Here is a 16,977-nt window from a genome sequence, read left to right as displayed (position 1 = left end):
CTAAAAGATTTCAGCCGAGAAGACCTCAAGCGTGGTGGCTGGATCGCGCCAGGCATCGGGATCCAGCCCGGCCTTGAGGCAGGCCTCCGCCAGGAATGTCTCGCGATCCCAGTCATGCTCGACCGGAACCTGCGGCAAAAGCACGCCGGAGAGATGTCCGCGCGAGACCAGAAGGCCATGACGTCCCACCAACACTTGGTTGGGGTCGGAGATGCGTTTCAGGGGTGAAAGGACGGTGATCTCGATTTCGAGCTCGTCGACTTCCTTGGGCTCGACCGGCCTGAAGCGGCCGTCGCGCAGCGCCGCCGACTCGGCCATCTCCCAGACTGCTTCGATGAGCGGTTTGAAGGGACGGACATAGCCGACGCAGCCGCGCAGTTCGCCGCGCCGCTTGAGCGTGACAAAGACGCCGCGTTTTTCGCGCAGACGGGGCGTGGCGGCCTCCGGACACGTCACGTGCGCTCCCTTGACCGCGTGCTCCAACGACCGCCGCGCGGTGTTGCGCAACAGTTCGCGTTCGCCGGCGCTTAGCGTCTGATCGGCGTCGATGGTGCGATGATCGGTGATGTCGTGCGTCTCCGGTTCGTCCGCTGACAAGACATACTCCCGTCCCGACCCGCCGTCGCCGCGGTAGAAGACCGCCGAGAGGTAGCCGACGATGTAGCCGCGTTTCTCGCCGGTGACATCCCCCGAATTGGCCTGCGCCAGCACCTTGGCGCTGTCGGCGCCCATGGCGCGCGCGGCGATCATCGCCGCGACGATCGGCCCGCCGCCGCAGGCCTCACAGGCGCCGTCCGCGAAGAGATCATAGAACTTGTCCGGCGCAAAGGCGCGGATTGCTTCGGCGGCGGTGGCGTCCAGACGGCGCGTGGTCGCGTAATCGTGCCCGTGCGCGAGATCGGAGGAGGCGACCACGAGGGTCTTGCCCAACTTCGCGTGCGCGCCGATCAATTCGCCGAGCCGCTTCGCGGTCTGGTATTCCTGATCGCCCATGACGATGGGAACCAGCGAGAATTGCCCGAGGACCACCTGCAGGAACGGCAGATGCACCTCGAGCGCATGCTCATACCCGCCGCCGACCGCCTCGTGGCCAATATCGGATAGCGCGACCAGCGGATCGGTCTCGGTCAACCGGGCGCAGAACTCCAGATCGAGGGGTATTTCACCCAGCGGTGTGCGGTAGGCGCCGCCGGAGTAGACCGAACAGCCGCGGAAGAAAGCGCGATGCGACGGCGAGATCACCACCACGGTGCTGTAGGACAATCCCTGCAGTTGCTTGTAGCCGGCGGCGGCAATCGCGCCGGAGTAATCATACCCCGCATGCGGGCAAACCAGGGCGGCAATCGGTCCGGGGAAAGTCTCGCGTTTGGCCTCGCTGAAATAGTGGGCGATCTTCTGTGTCAGGATCACCGGGTTGTCGGGATAAAAGCCATCCTCGCCGGCCACCCGGAAGTTGCGCACACGTTTCGGATCGGATACGACTCGCATAGTCCTGCCTTCTTCAGTGAACCGGGCAGAGAATATACGCAGAGAATGCCGCCAACGCGAACGGCACCGGGTGGGGCCGCCGACAGGGAGCGCGTCAATAAGCCGCTGTGCCACAACAGATTGCACGTGCCGCTGAAATCGGCATGGGGCTTTCCGATTTCGTCAACTCCACACGACGGATTGCGTATCATTCTGCGAACCGAACCACGTGACATCACGCATCAGGATGACGTGTCCGCCGGCAGGGCGGCGGTTGGTTCGGAACAGCAGATCGACCGGCGGGAACCGCGGAGCGCCATATCCGTTAGGGACTACGCCGGACACAACGGGAGGATGATAGCAGTGAATGGCATGAAAACATTGATGCTTCTGACCGCGCTGACGGTGTTGTTTGTCGCCATCGGCTATCTGCTTGGCGGACAGGGCGGTATGATCATCGCCTTTGGATTCGCGGTGATCATGAACTTCATCTCGTATTGGTTCTCGCACAAGATCGTGCTGTCGATGTACCGGGCGCAGGAGGTGCAGGAGACCGACGCGCCGCGTCTGTACTCGATGGTCCGTCGTCTGGCGACCCAGGCGGGGTTGCCGATGCCGAAGGTGTATATCATTCCCAGCGGTTCGCCGAACGCTTTTGCCACCGGACGCAACCCCTCCAACGGCGTGATCGCCTACACACAGGGCATTCTCGACATGCTCTCCGAGGATGAGCTGGAGGGCGTGACCGCGCACGAGCTGGCGCACATCAAAAACCGCGACATCCTCACGCAGACCATCGCCGCCACGATCGCCGGGGCGATCGGCATGCTGGCCAGCATGGCCAAGTGGGGCGCGATCTTTGGCGGGATGGGCGGACGCGACGACCGTGACAACGGCGGCGGGATCATTGGCCTGCTGGTGATGGCGATTGTCGCGCCGATCGCGGCGATGTTTGTGCAGATGGCGATTTCGCGCACGCGCGAGTATGCCGCCGACGCCACCGGCGCGCAGATTTCCGGCAAACCGCTCTCGCTGGCCAACGCGCTGCGCAAGCTCCACGCCGGCGCCGAGCGCCGTCCGATGGACGCCAACCCGGCCACCGCGCACATGTTCATCGTCAATCCGCTCTCCGGGCGCTCGATGATGAGTCTGTTCTCGACCCATCCGCCGGTCGAGGAACGGATCGCCCGGCTCGAAGCGTTGGTGTACCAGGTCTAATCCCTTTCGACTAATCCATAGCGCAGGAGCCCGGCTTTGCGGGCTCCTGCGTTTTTGCGCGCGGCACAGACGGATATCCGGCGCGCCGGGGCCGCACCGAACCCATGAATGCGCTGGCGAGCAATCGTGCCTCTTACGACATTACCGCCGGTGACCCGTTTATGCTGACCCAGATTGGCGTCGAGGTCCTGCTCATTGCCGTGCTGATCGTGCTCAACGGCTTCTTTGCGGGCGCCGAGGCGGCGTTGATCGCGGTGCGCCGTTCGCGGGTCAACGAGCTGGCGCGCACCCGCGGCGCGGCCGGACGCGCGGTCAAGGCGCTCAAGGAAAAGCCGGAGTCGTTTCTGGCCACGGTGCAGGTGGGGGTGACCGTGGTCGGCACGCTGGCCTCGGTGGTTTCGGGAGCGACCGTGGTCGAGGCGCTCACGCCCCGGATCGCCGCCCTGCCCTGGCTGTTTGCGCAACGCTGGGCGGTGCAGATCGCGATCGCCGTGGTCGTGATCATCATCGCCTTCGCGTCGCTTGTCTTCGGCGAATTGGTGCCCAAGTATCTGGCGCTGGCGCGTCCGGACCGGATCGCGTTGGTGGCGGCGCGTCCGATCACCTGGTTTGCCGCGATCAACAAGCCCCTGGTCGCGATCCTGACCAACGTGTCGCGCTTCATCGCCCGCCTGCTGGGCGTGCATCCCTCCGAACACGAGCAGCCGGTCTCCGATCAGGAGATCCGCATGCTGGCGGTCGAGGGATCGCTGCACGGCACCATCGACGATGTCGAGCGCGAGTTGATCCACCAGGCGCTCGACTTCTCCGACACCACCGCGCGGCAGGTCATGACCCCGCGTCCCGATGTGGTCGGGATCGCCGCCGACGCGGCCATCGAGGATGTGCTGCAGACCATCCGCGAGGAGGGGTATTCGCGCTTTCCGGTCTATGACGGCACGATCGACCGGATCGTCGGCGTGATCTACACCAAGGACGTGATCCACCTGCTGGCGGAAGGCACGCCGGTCATCCTGCGCGACCTCATCCGTCCGGTGATGTTCGTGCCCGATTCGATGCCGATCTCGCAGGTGCTCGCCAAGTTCCAGAAGGGGCGCCGCCACATGGCGGTGGTCCTCGACGAGTTCGGCGGCACGGCCGGGCTGATCACGCTGGAAGATGTGATCGAGGAGATTGTCGGCGACATCCGCGACGAGTACGACGCCGACGAGCAGGCGGAGTTCCGGCTTCTGCCCGACGGCACCGCGCTGGCCGCCGGCGGCATGCCGATCATCGACTTCAACGAGGAATACGGCGTCCACCTGCCCACCGACATCGCCGACACCCTCGCCGGGCTGTTCACCACCACCATCGACCGTCTGCCCCGCAAGGGCGACCACATCGAGATCGCCGGCGTGCGCCTTGATGTCGCCACGCTCAGGGGGCGGCGGATCATCCTGCTGCGCGCACGAAAGTTGTCCCCGTCGCCGGATTGACCGGAGCGGAGGGGCGCCGGCTACACACTCTGCGATTTGCCCAACGGACGTGATCTGACACGGGAGGGCGAGGCCACCGCCGAGCCTGCTTTCAAGCACTGTCGTTGCGACCACAAGTTTGTAGATCAGGGGCGCTGCGCCGCGGACACTTCTACAGGATCGCATTTGCTCGCAGGAGCGGCGCTCCTGACCTGCAGCAGTGTGTGCCCGGAATTATGTCCGTTCGCGGATTACAAGGCGGCGAGCAACTGACGGGCGGCGTCCTGCACGAACGCGACAAACGCGCCCGGGAAAATGCCGAAGTAGAGAACACCCAAGGCCGCGATCGTCAACGCGGTCACCAGACTGCGCGAGACCGGGAAGGGCATGTCGCCCAGATCGGAGGGAAAGTACATCCGGCGGATCACCGTCGCGTAATAGTACAGCGCGATGACCGACGTGAGCAGGCCGACGATCACCAGCCACATGTAACCGGCATTGATGCCGGCGAGGAAGACATAGTACTTGGCCAGGAAGCCCGCGGTTGGGGGAATCCCGGTGAGAGAGATGAGGAAGAGCGTGAAGAAGGCGGCCAGCATCGGCGAACGGCGCGCCAGACCGGAGTAGTCCATGATCTCGTCGGAGCCGGTGCGCTCGGAGAAGGCGATCACGCAGATGAAGGCGCCCATGTTGGTGAACAGATACGCGAGCATGTAATAGGCCATGGCGGTCGCGCCGTAGGCGTCCAGCGCCACCGCGCCGACCATCACATAGCCGATCTGCGCCACCGACGAGTAGGCGAGCATGCGCTTGATGTTGGTCTGCACGATCGCGGTGACGTTGCCGACGATCATCGCCAGCGCCGCCAGCGCGGCGATCGCATGTCCCCAGATCCCCTCGGCCGATTCGAGCCCGACAAAGAAGACGCGCACAAAGGCGGCCAGGGCCGCGGCCTTGGAGGCCACCGACAAATAGGCGGTGATCGGCGTCGGCGCGCCCTCGTACACATCCGGCACCCACATGTGGAACGGCGCCAGCGCCAACTTGAAGCCGAATCCCGCCAGAATGAAGATCAACGCCAGCGTCATCCCGGGCGGGAAGGGGCCATCCATGTACATCCCCCAGACCGCCGTCTTGATCGTCTGCAGATCGGTGCTCTGCGTGAGGCCATAAAGCAGCGCGATGCCATACAGCAGGATCGCCGACGAAATCCCGCCGAGGATTACATACTTCAGACCCGCCTCGCCGGAGCGGCGGTTGGTCTTGTCAAAGGCGGCCAGGGCATAGAGGACGATGGTCGACAGTTCGAGCGAGACATAAAGCGTCAGCAGTTCGGTGGCCGAGACCATCAGCATCATGCCGACGGCGGACATCAGGATGAGGCCGTAGTATTCGCCGCGATGCGCGCGGAGACGGCCCACCGTGCCGATCGAGGAAATGACCGCCAGCAGGACCGCGCCGAGCACAATCTCCTTGAAGACCACCGACATGCGGTCGAAGACAAAGGTCCCGCCAAACGCGGCGCCGTCGGGGGTGATCGCCACCCAGACCGCGGTGGCTAAAACGCCCAGCAGTGTGGCGATGGCAAAGACACCCGACCCGCCCGGCGCCTCATCGCGCTTGCCGGTCGCCCAGGCAAGGATCAACGCGCCCCAGATAAACAAGAAGCACTCGGGCAGGATGACCGCCCAGTCGGCGTAGAAGCTGGCGAAGTCGAAGTTAAGGTTCATCGCTGAGTCGCTGACTTGTCGTGTGTCGGGTTTCCCCTCACCCTACCCCCTCCCCTTGCAGGGGAGAGGGGAAATAGAGCTTCAGTTGCTCCCCGTTTTGTTCATGCGCCGATCACGCGCACAAGGTTTTCGATCGTGGCCTTGATGTAATCCGACAGCAGCGCCGGATAGACGCCCAGCGCGATCATCAGCGCCGCCAGCGGAATCACGCTCCACAGTTCGCGGGCATTGATCTCGGTCAGATGCTCGGTGTGTCCGGCGATCGTGCCCAGGAACATGCGCTGGATCATGCGCAGGAAGTAGGCGGCGGTCAGAAGCACGCCGATCACGCCCAGGGCCACCGTCACGTTGAAATACGGGAAGGCGCCCAGAAAGACCATGAACTCGCTCACAAATCCCGACAGCCCCGGCAACCCGAGCGAGCCGAGGACAAACAGGATCATCACGCCGGAATAGACCGGGACCTTCAGCCACATGCCGCCATAGGCGTCGATGTCGCGCGTGTGGGCGCGGTCGTAAATCACGCCCACCAGGATAAACAGCGCCCCCGTGATCAGCCCGTGGGAGACCATCTGGAACATGCAGCCGGAGATGCCGGCCACCGATCCGACCGCGGCCATGCCCAACAGGCAGTAGCCCATGTGCGAGACTGAAGAGTAGGCGACCAGCTTCTTCAAATCCTTCTGCGCCATGCAGACAAAGGCGCCATAGATGATCCCGGCCACGCCGAGGATCGCCATCGGCCAGGCGAAGTACTTGGTCGCCTCGGGGAACATCGGGAACGATATCCGCAGAAGGCCATAGGTCCCCATCTTCAGCAGCACGCCGGCCAGCAAGACCGAAACCGCCGTCGGGGCCTCGACATGCGCATCGGGCAACCAGGTGTGGAACGGCAGCGTGGGAATCTTGATCGCAAAGGCGATAAAGAAGAAGACGAAGGCGAAAATCTGGAAGCCGTGCGTCATCGCCGGCGCGCGCTGGATGTGCTCGGCGATCGAGAGCGTATGCGGCGTCGAGGTGAAATAGAGCGCCAGGATGGCGACCAGCATGAAGATCGAGCCGAAGAGCGTGTAGAGGAAGAACTTGATGGCCGCGTACTCCTTGCGCGGCCCGCCCCAGATGCCGATCAGAAAGTACATCGGCACCAGCATGATCTCCCAGAACACATAAAAGAGGAAGAAGTCGAGGGCGCAAAAGACGCCGATCATGCCCGCTTCCAAAAGCAGGTAGAAGGCGAAATACTCTTTGACGCGGTTGGTGATGTTAAACGAGACGAGCGCGGCCAGAAAGCACAACAGCGTGGTCAGGACGACCATCGGCACCGAGAGCCCGTCGACGCCGAGGTGGTAGTTGACGTTGAGCGCCGGGATCCAGGCGGCCTTTTCGACAAACTGGAACTCATGCGTGCTGGGGTCGTAGGAGAACAACATCATCAACGACAGCAACAGCGGAATGATGGTGGCGGCCATCGTCACGCCGCGGATGGCGCGGTGATTGTCCTTGGGCAGGAACATGATCACCGCCATGCCGATGAGCGGAATGAAGATCATCCACGAGAGAATGCCCGATATCATGTCGCAACCGTCCTTCGCTATGTCCAGTCTGTCGGGGGCGCGTCCCCCCGGGGGCCGCGCCGTCTTCTTCCTATTGGAGCAGCCAGATAATCACCAGCGCCGCAAAGACGATGAACGCGTAGTTCTGCACCCGCCCGGTCTGCAGATGGCGAATGGTCAGGCCAAAGCCGCGCGTGACAATGCCGGCGCCGTTGACCGCGCCGTCGACGATATAGGTGTCAAACCAGGTGTTGATCCTCGACCAGAGCAAGCCGAGATCGCCCAAGCCGTTGACCAACCCATCGATAATCTTCTGATCGAACACAAACCAGCCGTTGCAGATCTTATAGTAGGGCCGGATGAAGAGCGCGTCGTAGGCCTCGTCGAAGTAATACTTGTTGAACAGCGTGCGATAGAGGCCCTGGAACGAGGCGGCGATCCTGTCCGGATCGATTGAGCGCTTGAAGTACATCAGGTACGCCAGCCCGATGCCGGAGAGCCCGACGAGCGTGGCGATCACCGCGGTCGACAGATGGAACTCGGCGTGGTGCGGCTCGCCGCGAAAGACCACGGCGGCGAAATTGTAATGCAGCCACGGCATCCCGACAAACCCCGAAATCACCGACAGCACCGCCAGGAAGATGAGCGGGCCGGTCATCACGCCCGGCGACTCATGAGCGTGATCGAACTTGTGCTGGTCGCGCGGACGGCCGGTGAAGGTCAGGAAATAGAGACGGAACATGTAGAACGCGGTCATGAAAGCGACCAGGAGCGTGAGCACGGTGAAGACCGGATGCCCGGCGGTGGCCGCCACGATTTCGTCCTTCGACCAGAATCCCGACAGCGGCGGCACACCGGCGATCGCCAACGCCGCAATGAGGAAGGTCCAGGAAGTCTTCTTCATCTTGGCGTGCAGCCCGCCCATTTCCTGAATGTCGTTGGTGTGCACCGCGTGGATGACCGATCCGGCGCCGAGGAACAGCAGCGCCTTGAAGAAGGCGTGGGTCATCAGATGGAACATCGAGGCGGTGAAACCGCCCAGCCCCAGGGCCATGATCATATAGCCCAGTTGCGAGACGGTCGAGTAGGCCAGGACGCGCTTGATGTCGTTTTGCACCAGGCCGATGGTCGCCGCCATAAGCGAGGTGATCATGCCGATCCAGGCGACGGTCATCGCGGCGTCGGGCGCGGCGGCAAAGAGCGTGAGCGAACGCGCCACGAGGTACACGCCGGCCACCACCATGGTGGCGGCATGGATCAACGCCGACACCGGTGTCGGGCCTTCCATCGCGTCGGGGAGCCAGACATGCAATGGCACCTGCGCCGATTTGCCCACCGCGCCGGCAAACAGACAGAGGGCGGCGACGGTCAGGTAGCCGCCGGCCAGGGCGCCCGCCTGCACCGCGTTGTTGACGTCGGCGAAGGTGAACGAGCCGACCGCGTTATAAAGCATCAGCAGGCCGATGATAAAACCGAGGTCGCCCAACCGGGTGGTGATGAACGCCTTCTTGCCGGCGTCGGAGGCCGACTTCTTCTCAAACCAGAAACCGATCAGCAGGTACGACGCCAGTCCGACCAGTTCCCAGGAGACAAACATCAGGAAGAAGTTGTCGGCCAATACCAGGGTGAGCATCGCCATGCCGAACAGCGACAGGAAACCGTAGAAGCGGGCGAACTTCGGGTCGCCGTGCATGTACCCCAGCGAATAGATGTTGACCATCAGCGCGACGGTCGAGACCACGATCAACATCATCGCGGTGAGGCCGTCGATCTGAATGCCGAGCACGATGTGCATCGACGGGCCCAGGTTGAGCCAGTCGAAGGCGAAACGCAGGGTTTGCGGGTTGTTCCAGACCGTGACGGCGATGGCCCACGACCAGACAAAGGCGATCGCCATCGCGCCGATCGACAGCCCGGCCGACAGCATGCGGCTGCGGTGGGTGACCAGCATGATGGCCGCCATCGCAACGAGCGGGAAGACCGGTATGAGCCAGGCGTTCTCTAACATGCGACGCTACTTGGGTGCGATCACCACTTCATGAAATTGATCTTGTCGATATCGATCCCGCGGTGGTGCTGGTAGATGAGCAGGACGATGGCCAGCGCGACGGTGGTTTCGGCGGCGGCGACGGCGATGGTGAAGGCCGCGACCACCTGCCCGGTGACCGTCTCCGGCGTGACATAGCGCCCGAAGGCGACCAGCGCGATGTTGACGGCGTTGAACATCAACTCGACCGCCATCAAAACGCCGATGGCGTTGCGGCGGGTGAGCATCCCGTAGACGCCGATGCAGAAGACCACCGCTGACAACGCGAGAAAATGATGGAGGCCGATGGGTGCCATGAGGTCCGTCCGCGCCTAACGCGCCACCTTCTCCAGATCCGGTTTCTCCGCCGGCGCCGACTCGTCCGACGGTTGATACGGGCCATCCTTCTTGGCGATGACCAGCGCGGCGATCAACGCCGCCAGCAACAGCACCGAGACGATTTCAAAGGGCAGGACGAAGGTGGTCAGAAACAACCGGCCGAGTGTGTGGCCGGCGACGCCGGTCGGGGCGCCGGAACTCACCGGAATCGGCGTGTTCCACAACGAGTAGAGCATGATGACCAAAAGCCCCAGCGAGATCGCCAGCCCGGTCGGGACCTGTTCGTTGACGTGCCGCAGCCGGGCATCGGCGATGCGCGCGGTCAGCATCACGCCGAAGATGAGCAGGATGGCGATGGCGCCCACATAGATGAGCACCTGCGCGGCGGCGAGAAAGGGCGCCTCGAGGAGGACAAAGAGACCGGCCACGCCGAAGAACGCCAGAATCAGATAGATCGCCGAATGGAAGATGTTCTTCGAGCTGACCACCATCAACGACGACACGATGGTCATGAAGGCCAGGCAGAAGAATGTGAGCGTGACGGCGTCCATCGGCTATTTCACCAGCAGGATGATGAATCCCGTGACCAACAGGTTCAGAAACGCCAGCGGCAGCAGGAACTTCCAGGCAAAGCCCATCAGCTGATCGACGCGGAGCCGGGGATAAGTCCAGCGGAACCACATCAGCACGAACACGCCGATCAGGGTCTTGATCATAAACCACATCCACGACGGCAGGAAGGGACCGTTCCAGCCGCCGAAGAACAGCGTCGTCGCGATCGCGGCCACCGTGAACATGTTGAGGAACTCGGCGAGGAAGAACATCGCGAACTTCATTCCCGAATACTCGGTGACGAAGCCGGCGACCAGCTCCGAGTCGGCCTCGGGCAGATCGAACGGGGTCCGGTTGCACTCGGCGGTGGCGGCCACGAGGTAGATCAGAAAGCCGATCGGCTGTCGCCAGATGTACCACTCATAGAACTTCGACTGCTGCGAAACGATCTCGCCCATCGACAGCGTCTGGGTAAACAGGATCACGCCCAAGACCGCCAGCGCCATCGGCACCTCGTAGGAGACCACCTGCGCCGCCGAACGGAACCCGCCCAAAAGCGAGTACTTGTTGTTGGACGACCAGCCGGCCATCAGCAGGCCGATGACGGTGAAGGTGGTGATCGAGAGGATGTAGAGGATGCCGATGTTCAGGTCGGAAATCAACAGCCCCTTGCCGAAAGGGATGGCGACATAAACGGCCAGGGCGGTGACGAAGGTGACCACCGGCGCCCAAAAGTAGATGCCGCGGTCGACGTTGGCCGGGGTGATGTCTTCCTTCTGCAGTAATTTTATCGCGTCGGCGACCGTCTGCAACAACCCATGCGGACCCACCCGCATCGGCCCCAGACGCATCTGGATGTGCGCCGACACTTTCCGTTCCCACCAAACGAGGAAGAGCACGACCAGCGAGACGAAAAGCACCACCGCCAAGGCGGCGATGACCAGCTGCACGGTGGTCACCCACGCCGGACCCAACCCCATAGCGGTCACCGCTGTGGCGATCAGATCACCGATGACCTTGATAAGTTTATCCAGTTCCAGCATGGGTGATACGGCCGCTTAGTACCAGCGCAGCAGTCCCTTGCGCCAAGCGTAAAAGAGCCCGAACATCAAAATCGCGATAAAGACCACCATCTCCATGAAGCCAACCATCCCCAATGGCTGGAAGACCAGCGCCCACGGGAACAGAAAGACCACTTCCACGTCGAAGATGACGAAGATCAGGCAGAAGATGTAGAAGCGGACGTTGAACTGAATCCACGACGGGCCGATGGTGGATTCGCCGCACTCGTAGGTGGACAGCTTGACCGGGTTGGGGGCCGAGGGACGGATCAACCGGGACAACAGGAAGGTGATGAGGACGAACCCCACACCGACCGCGAGGAAAATGGCGACCGCCGCAAACTGCGAAACCATGACCCCATCCACCGTTGAAGGTCCCAATACCGCCGCCCGACGCAACGCACCGGCGCTCGGCATTGAGTCGTTGAGATTACCCAATTCGCCGAAGGCCTGTCAAGCGGAATTGCCCCGCGCGTGTCAGGTTTAATGGCAACGATGTCATGGAGTTGCGTGGCACAAACCGCGCCGCGCCGCGGTTTTGACAGCGACGGCCACCACATATATAGAATGTGGCGCGACATGTCCCCACCGCTTAGACTAAGCGTATGACCACACCTGCCCAATTGCGCTGGCACCTTGTGCCCTATCCGGAATTGCGCCTCGATGATCTCTATGACCTGCTGGAGTTGCGCCAGCGGGTCTTCATCGTCGAACAGAACTGCCCTTACTTGGATGTGGATGGCATCGACCCCAGCAGCTGGCATCTGTTGGGCCGGGATGAGCATGCCACCCTGACCGCCTACAGCCGCATTGTGCCGCCCGGCGTGCGCTACACCGAGCCGGCCATCGGCCGTGTGGTCACCCATCCCAAGGTGCGCGGCACCGGCATGGGGCGGGAACTGATGCGCGAGGCCATCCGGCAGACGGTCAATCTCTTTCCCGGTGAACCGATCCGGATTTCGGCGCAGGTCTATTTGGTCCGTTTCTATAGCGAGTTCGGCTTCGAGCCGGTCGGCGATCCGTTCGACGAAGACGGTATCCCGCACGTGGAAATGGTCCGGCCGCCGACCCCGGCCGCGGTGTGACAGGTCCTCCGGCGATGCGATCCCGCCTGCGACGGGAGATCGAGGAGCATCCGCTCCGGCTGCTTTTGGCCATCGGGTTGCTCCTGCGTCTGGTGGCCGCCGTCCTGGCGCGCGGCTACATGGCCACCGACGATCATAATCAGGTGATCGAACTGGCGGCCGCATGGCTGCGCGGCGAGAACGATTACCTCTCAGGCGACCGACAGTTCTACCGTTCGCTGCTCTATCCCGGGCTCAACTATCTGCAGATCGCCGGCTGCCATCTGGTCGGCATCACTCACCCCGACAGCGTCATGCTGGTCAATCGACTGCTGCATGCGTTGTTCTCGCTGTGGACCATCGCGCTCACCTATCGGCTGGGACTGCGGCTGGCCGACAAGAGGGTGGCGTTCACCGCGGGGTTGATGGTGGCCGCGCACGCGGTCATGCCCTATGTCGCGGTGCGCAACCTCATCGAGGCGGTCGCGATTCCATTCCTGCTCTGGGGATTGGATGAGACCGTCGCCGCGGTGCAGGAGGCCCGTTTCGCCCCGCGACACTGGCTCTGGGCCGGTCTGGCGTTCGGTCTGGCGTTTCTGATTCGCTGGCAGGTGGCCAGCGCCGCCGCCGGCGTCGGGGTCTACTTGATCGTGCGTCGGCAATGGCGAGGGCTTTTCATCCTCACGGGCGCGGCGATCGTCCCGTTGCTTGCGGAGGGTTGGTGGGACTGGCAGACCCATGGGGTCTTTCTCGGCTCGCTGTGGCGCTACATCGAACACAACGCCATCCACGCCTATGACTATGTCGTCGGTCCCTGGTACCGCTACCTGCTGTTGGTGCTGGGGATCTTCATTCCGCCGTTCTCGCTGCTGTGTCTTTATGCTGGCGTCCGCTACTGGCGGCGGCTGGGGATTCTGGCCTGGGCAACGCTCCCGTTCTTTGTCGTGCACTCCCTGGTGCCCGGCAAGCAGGAGCGATTCCTGCTGCCGATCTTCCCCGAGCTGGCGCTGATGTTTGTAATCGCGCTCTGGCACTGGGAGCGTGAGCACAGCCCGGCCTGGGCCCGTTGGATCAACCACGGCTGGCGATGGTTCTGGGCGGTGAACACGGTGCTGCTGGTCGGGGCGCTGACGCACTACGGCCAGCGCGGTAAGATCGAGCCGCTGATCGGCGCCTACGAGCAAGGCGATGCCACGGGTGTCATCGTGGATGTCAGCGAGCGGGGCCGTCGGACCGACCTACCGCTTTTCTATCTCGACGGCGGGGGCGTGCGGGAGATGCCCGCCGTTGTCCAGGCGGTGAACATCGACCAAGTCGACAGTCTGTTGACGGCGTCCGAGCAGTGGAGCTATGTGATCTATTTCGGCCGTTCCTCCCAAGGCGACGCGCGGTTGACCCAGCGTTACGGTGTCCCATTGACGATTGTTCGGCACACCGGCCCGACCCTGGTCGAACGCGCGTTACTCTGGCTCAATCCGAAATACACCCACTCGCGCGAATCGTGGCTCTGCCGGATCACCGGCCGGCGAAAACAAGATTCCTCACTCCGCCAGGGAGCGGCGGAGTGAGGAATCACGGATGGGTGTGCGTTGTTGCGGCGTACGCGCTACTGCTGCGGCTGCGGCACGATGCGTAGGTAGGGCCGCGGCGCTTTCCACCCCTGCGGGTAGATCGTGCGCGCCTCGTCGTCAGAGACCGACCCGGCGATGATCACATCGTCGCCCGGCTGCCAGTTGACCGGCGTGGAGACCTTGTGCTTGGCGGTCAATTGCAGCGAGTCGAGCACACGCAACACTTCGTCGAAATTGCGTCCGGTGGTCATCGGATAGGCAATCAGCAGCTTGATCTTCTTATCCGGGCCGATGACGAACACGTTGCGGACCGTCTGGTTGTCGGCGGCGGTGCGTCCCACGCACGACCCCTCCAGATCTGCCGGCAACATGCCGTACAGCTTGGAGACGGTCAGGTCGCTGTCGCCGATCATCGGGTAGTTCGGGGCATGGCCCTGCGTCTCGGCGATGTCGCGCGCCCACTTGGCGTGGTCGTCGACGCGGTCGACACTCAGTCCGATGATCTTGGTGTTGCGTTTGTCGAACTCCGGTTTGAGCTTGGCCATGTAGCCCAACTCCGTGGTGCAAACCGGCGTGAAGTCCTTCGGATGCGAAAACAGGACCGCCCAGGAATTGCCGATCCACTCATGGAACCGGATCCGTCCTTCGGTGGTCTCGGCTTCGAAATCGGGGGCGACATCGCCGATGCGCAATGTCTGCGTGCCATACGTGGCGGCGCCAAATGCTCCAGGCATAGTTTCTCCTTACTTCATGAGACAGTTAGAAGTCAGTCTACAACGACACAGTCTGCCTGAACCCTGCAGGGGCAATATATACAATTTTTGTCAAAATTGGATTCGTCAGTCGCCGGCCAGCCCGGCGGCGGCGCCTGTCACGGATGTCGTTGGCCGGCAACACATTGCCGTGCGCGGTCGGGGATGGCGACCGGTCGGTGAATCCGGATGTACCCTGTCGACTTTTGACACCGCGGACGCAAACTGGCTTGTGCCTTTCTTGTCGCGACGCGCAGTATTACGGGCTCAACCCCGGGAGGATGCGATGCGACACCTTGTGCCTTTCACCCTGACAGCCATGATCCTGAGTCGTGCGATGCTTCCCGCGACGGCGGCGGCGCAATCGAGCGATTGGAAACTCTCCGCCCAACTGCGCCCGCGGATGGAATTCCGTCATGGCTACCGTACGTTGCTGTCCGAACAGGCCGGCGGCGTCATCTTCTTCTCGCAACGCGCGCGGGTGGGAGTGCTTTACAATGGCGATCCGAAGATCAAGGCCTTCCTCCAACTGCAGGATGTGCGCACCTGGGGAGATGAGACCAGCACCTCCGCCGACGCCACCGCCGACAAGTTCGACCTGCATCAGGGCTATCTCGATTGGCTGCCGAACGCGCAGTGGACGCTGCGCATCGGTCGTCAGGAGATCCAGTATGATGAGGACCGTCTGCTGGGCAACGGCAACTGGAATCAACCAGGCCGCGCGCACAATGCGATCCGTCTGATGTGGCGCAAAGGGGCCCGCTCGGCGCATCTGGCCTGGGCGCACCACGAAAAGGGCGAGCCGACAGTCTGGAGCGCGTACCCTGGTGATCAAAACTACCAGGACCTGCTGTTTGGCCGTGTGGAGCAGACATGGCAGGATGGCGGCGGCAACATCCTGATCATATTCGATTCCTACGACCGAGCCGCGTTGCCCGACGCGGATCGATACCGCGTCAACGGCCTGCCGCCGAACCGCTGGACCGGCGGTCTCTATGTCAAGCAACGTCTGCTCGGGCTCGACTGGCGTGGTGAAGGATACTACCAGACCGGCAAGTATGAGATCGGACCCTCGGTGGATGTCCCGACCGGATCCCGCCACGACATCGACGCATTCATGTTCGGCGCGAGCGTCGGACGCGACCTGGGCGCGGTCCGCGTGACCGGCTGGTACGACCATATCTCCGGCGACGACCAGCGGCACGATGACCGCTTCGCGGCGTTTAACCCGCTCTATGGCACCTTCCACCGCTTCTACGGCTGGGCCGACTATTTCATCAGCATTCCGGGCGACACGCGCGGGCTGGGTCTGCAGGATCTGGCGCTGAAGTTGACCATGGATGCGCCGCGGTCCGCGAGCGCGCAGATCGATCTGCACTACTTCTGGTTGGCCCGACGCGGTGAATTTGAGAGCGCGAAACTCGGCTTTGAGGCCGACGCGATGGTGTCGATCCCCCTGCGCCACGCGCTCAACGTCCAATGCGGCTACTCGCTGGTGCTGCCGTCAGAGACGCTCAAGGAACTCAAATCAACCGTGACCGCCGACGACGCCGGGCACTGGCTGTGGACGATGCTCGATTTCAATATTCCGTGACGGCAATGGTGGTGTCGCCGCGGACCAGCGCGGACACCTGCGCGGTGTCGATCGGCGCGCGCGCGTCATAGGAGCGCGCGCGGATGATCCGATCGGCGTCGATGACCAACCGCATCGGATAATCGACCACCTGGTAAGCGGTGGCGTAGACGTCGCCGGTGTCGCTGTACACCGGGAAGGCGAGCCCCAGTTTGTCGCGGTAGGCGGCGATGCGTTCCAGCGACGCGGCCGCGATGCCGAAGACCGGCGGCGGATCGCTCCAGCCCCGCAAGGCCTCGTTCCATTGCAGGGCCATGACGCTGCACGGCGGGCAACCCAACTCCATGAAGATCACCACACCGCCCCCGGCCAACAGGTCCGAGGTTGGACGCACGCTGCTGTCGGCGCGCATGACCGGCACGTCGGGGAATTCCTCGCCTTCCGCCATCAGTGGATTGGGCGTGTAAGACTCATAGACCGGCGTCGGCGTCTGGAATTTCTCGCGCATGCCCAGGCCGAGATAAAGACCGCTGCCGGCGGCGGCGACCACCGCCAGCACGAGCAGGATGTTGAGCAGGTAACGATTCATCGCAAAGCCAAAAGGTTCGGCGGGAACG

General features: G+C 62.9%; 15 protein-coding genes. 5 read left to right on the top strand and 10 right to left on the bottom strand.

Annotated elements, in window-relative coordinates:
• Positions 1-1,488: an AmmeMemoRadiSam system protein B gene (gene amrB, locus VNN55_01840; protein HWO56285.1), complete on the bottom strand. Its 1,488-nt coding sequence runs from the start codon at positions 1,486-1,488 to the stop codon at positions 1-3.
• 342 nt (positions 1,489-1,830) lie between these two features.
• Between amrB and htpX the strand changes: the two genes are divergently transcribed.
• The gene (gene htpX / locus VNN55_01835) at positions 1,831-2,685 is read left to right on the top strand and encodes a zinc metalloprotease HtpX (GenBank protein HWO56284.1); all 855 of its coding nucleotides are present in this window, start codon (positions 1,831-1,833) and stop codon (positions 2,683-2,685) included.
• A 104-nt stretch (positions 2,686-2,789) separates the two neighbouring features.
• The gene (locus tag VNN55_01830; GenBank protein ID HWO56283.1) at positions 2,790-4,160 is read left to right on the top strand and encodes a hemolysin family protein; all 1,371 of its coding nucleotides are present in this window, start codon (positions 2,790-2,792) and stop codon (positions 4,158-4,160) included.
• Between the two features lie 230 nt (positions 4,161-4,390).
• On the opposite strand, the gene VNN55_01825 is transcribed toward VNN55_01830, so the two are convergent.
• From VNN55_01825 to ndhC, 7 genes are all read right to left on the bottom strand, one after another.
• Positions 4,391-5,869: an NADH-quinone oxidoreductase subunit N gene (locus VNN55_01825; protein ID HWO56282.1), complete on the bottom strand. Its 1,479-nt coding sequence runs from the start codon at positions 5,867-5,869 to the stop codon at positions 4,391-4,393.
• 101 nt (positions 5,870-5,970) lie between these two features.
• Positions 5,971-7,443: an NADH-quinone oxidoreductase subunit M gene (locus tag VNN55_01820; GenBank protein HWO56281.1), complete on the bottom strand. Its 1,473-nt coding sequence runs from the start codon at positions 7,441-7,443 to the stop codon at positions 5,971-5,973.
• 70 nt (positions 7,444-7,513) lie between these two features.
• Positions 7,514-9,430, bottom strand: a complete 1,917-nt coding sequence (nuoL, locus tag VNN55_01815; GenBank protein ID HWO56280.1) for an NADH-quinone oxidoreductase subunit L — start codon at positions 9,428-9,430, stop codon at positions 7,514-7,516.
• A gap of 20 nt (positions 9,431-9,450) precedes the next feature.
• A complete protein-coding gene (gene nuoK / locus VNN55_01810; protein ID HWO56279.1) occupies positions 9,451-9,765 on the bottom strand; it encodes an NADH-quinone oxidoreductase subunit NuoK in 315 nt (104 codons plus the stop codon).
• A 15-nt stretch (positions 9,766-9,780) separates the two neighbouring features.
• Positions 9,781-10,338, bottom strand: a complete 558-nt coding sequence (locus tag VNN55_01805) for an NADH-quinone oxidoreductase subunit J (GenBank protein ID HWO56278.1) — start codon at positions 10,336-10,338, stop codon at positions 9,781-9,783.
• A 3-nt stretch (positions 10,339-10,341) separates the two neighbouring features.
• On the bottom strand, positions 10,342-11,382 hold the full coding sequence (gene nuoH / locus VNN55_01800) for an NADH-quinone oxidoreductase subunit NuoH (GenBank protein HWO56277.1): 1,041 nt from the start codon (positions 11,380-11,382) through the stop codon (positions 10,342-10,344).
• Between the two features lie 15 nt (positions 11,383-11,397).
• Positions 11,398-11,754 (bottom strand): NADH-quinone oxidoreductase subunit A, encoded by a 357-nt coding sequence (ndhC, locus tag VNN55_01795; protein ID HWO56276.1) that lies wholly within the window; start codon positions 11,752-11,754, stop codon positions 11,398-11,400.
• A 251-nt stretch (positions 11,755-12,005) separates the two neighbouring features.
• Between ndhC and VNN55_01790 the strand changes: the two genes are divergently transcribed.
• Complete coding sequence (locus VNN55_01790) at positions 12,006-12,485, top strand: GNAT family N-acetyltransferase (GenBank protein HWO56275.1); 480 nt, start codon at positions 12,006-12,008, stop codon at positions 12,483-12,485.
• A 14-nt stretch (positions 12,486-12,499) separates the two neighbouring features.
• On the top strand, positions 12,500-14,032 hold the full coding sequence (locus tag VNN55_01785) for a glycosyltransferase family 39 protein (protein ID HWO56274.1): 1,533 nt from the start codon (positions 12,500-12,502) through the stop codon (positions 14,030-14,032).
• A 38-nt stretch (positions 14,033-14,070) separates the two neighbouring features.
• On the opposite strand, the gene VNN55_01780 is transcribed toward VNN55_01785, so the two are convergent.
• Positions 14,071-14,769, bottom strand: a complete 699-nt coding sequence (locus VNN55_01780; protein HWO56273.1) for a peroxiredoxin — start codon at positions 14,767-14,769, stop codon at positions 14,071-14,073.
• A gap of 355 nt (positions 14,770-15,124) precedes the next feature.
• On the opposite strand from VNN55_01780, the gene VNN55_01775 reads away from it, so the two are divergent.
• Positions 15,125-16,381, top strand: coding sequence for an alginate export family protein (locus VNN55_01775; protein HWO56272.1), 1,257 nt, complete (start codon positions 15,125-15,127; stop codon positions 16,379-16,381).
• On the opposite strand, the gene VNN55_01770 is transcribed toward VNN55_01775, so the two are convergent.
• Positions 16,368-16,977 (bottom strand): redoxin domain-containing protein (locus VNN55_01770; GenBank protein ID HWO56271.1); only part of this gene is annotated, 610 nt, incomplete at its 5' end. The two genes, VNN55_01775 and VNN55_01770, sit on opposite strands and share 14 nt — an antisense overlap.

The sequence above is a fragment of the bacterium genome (assembly GCA_035559435.1).
GTDB lineage: Bacteria > Zixibacteria > MSB-5A5 > WJJR01 > WJJR01 > JACQFV01.
The sequence above is the reverse complement of the archived record's forward strand: the minus strand, read 5'-3'. Positions and strand labels throughout refer to the sequence as shown.

What these genes read in the sequence shown, in the direction of transcription:
- VNN55_01780 (HWO56273.1), bottom strand. Translation starts at nt 14,769, where the DNA reads ATGCCTGGAGCATTTGGCGCCGCCACGTATGGCACGCAGACATTGCGC.
- nuoK (HWO56279.1), bottom strand. Translation starts at nt 9,765, where the DNA reads ATGGCACCCATCGGCCTCCATCATTTTCTCGCGTTGTCAGCGGTGGTC.
- VNN55_01805 (HWO56278.1), bottom strand. Translation starts at nt 10,338, where the DNA reads ATGGACGCCGTCACGCTCACATTCTTCTGCCTGGCCTTCATGACCATC.
- VNN55_01820 (HWO56281.1), bottom strand. Translation starts at nt 7,443, where the DNA reads ATGATATCGGGCATTCTCTCGTGGATGATCTTCATTCCGCTCATCGGC.
- nuoL (HWO56280.1), bottom strand. Translation starts at nt 9,430, where the DNA reads ATGTTAGAGAACGCCTGGCTCATACCGGTCTTCCCGCTCGTTGCGATG.
- VNN55_01830 (HWO56283.1), top strand. Translation starts at nt 2,790, where the DNA reads ATGAATGCGCTGGCGAGCAATCGTGCCTCTTACGACATTACCGCCGGT.
- amrB (HWO56285.1), bottom strand. Translation starts at nt 1,488, where the DNA reads ATGCGAGTCGTATCCGATCCGAAACGTGTGCGCAACTTCCGGGTGGCC.
- VNN55_01775 (HWO56272.1), top strand. Translation starts at nt 15,125, where the DNA reads ATGCTTCCCGCGACGGCGGCGGCGCAATCGAGCGATTGGAAACTCTCC.
- VNN55_01825 (HWO56282.1), bottom strand. Translation starts at nt 5,869, where the DNA reads ATGAACCTTAACTTCGACTTCGCCAGCTTCTACGCCGACTGGGCGGTC.
- VNN55_01790 (HWO56275.1), top strand. Translation starts at nt 12,006, where the DNA reads ATGACCACACCTGCCCAATTGCGCTGGCACCTTGTGCCCTATCCGGAA.
- nuoH (HWO56277.1), bottom strand. Translation starts at nt 11,382, where the DNA reads ATGCTGGAACTGGATAAACTTATCAAGGTCATCGGTGATCTGATCGCC.
- ndhC (HWO56276.1), bottom strand. Translation starts at nt 11,754, where the DNA reads ATGGTTTCGCAGTTTGCGGCGGTCGCCATTTTCCTCGCGGTCGGTGTG.
- VNN55_01785 (HWO56274.1), top strand. Translation starts at nt 12,500, where the DNA reads ATGCGATCCCGCCTGCGACGGGAGATCGAGGAGCATCCGCTCCGGCTG.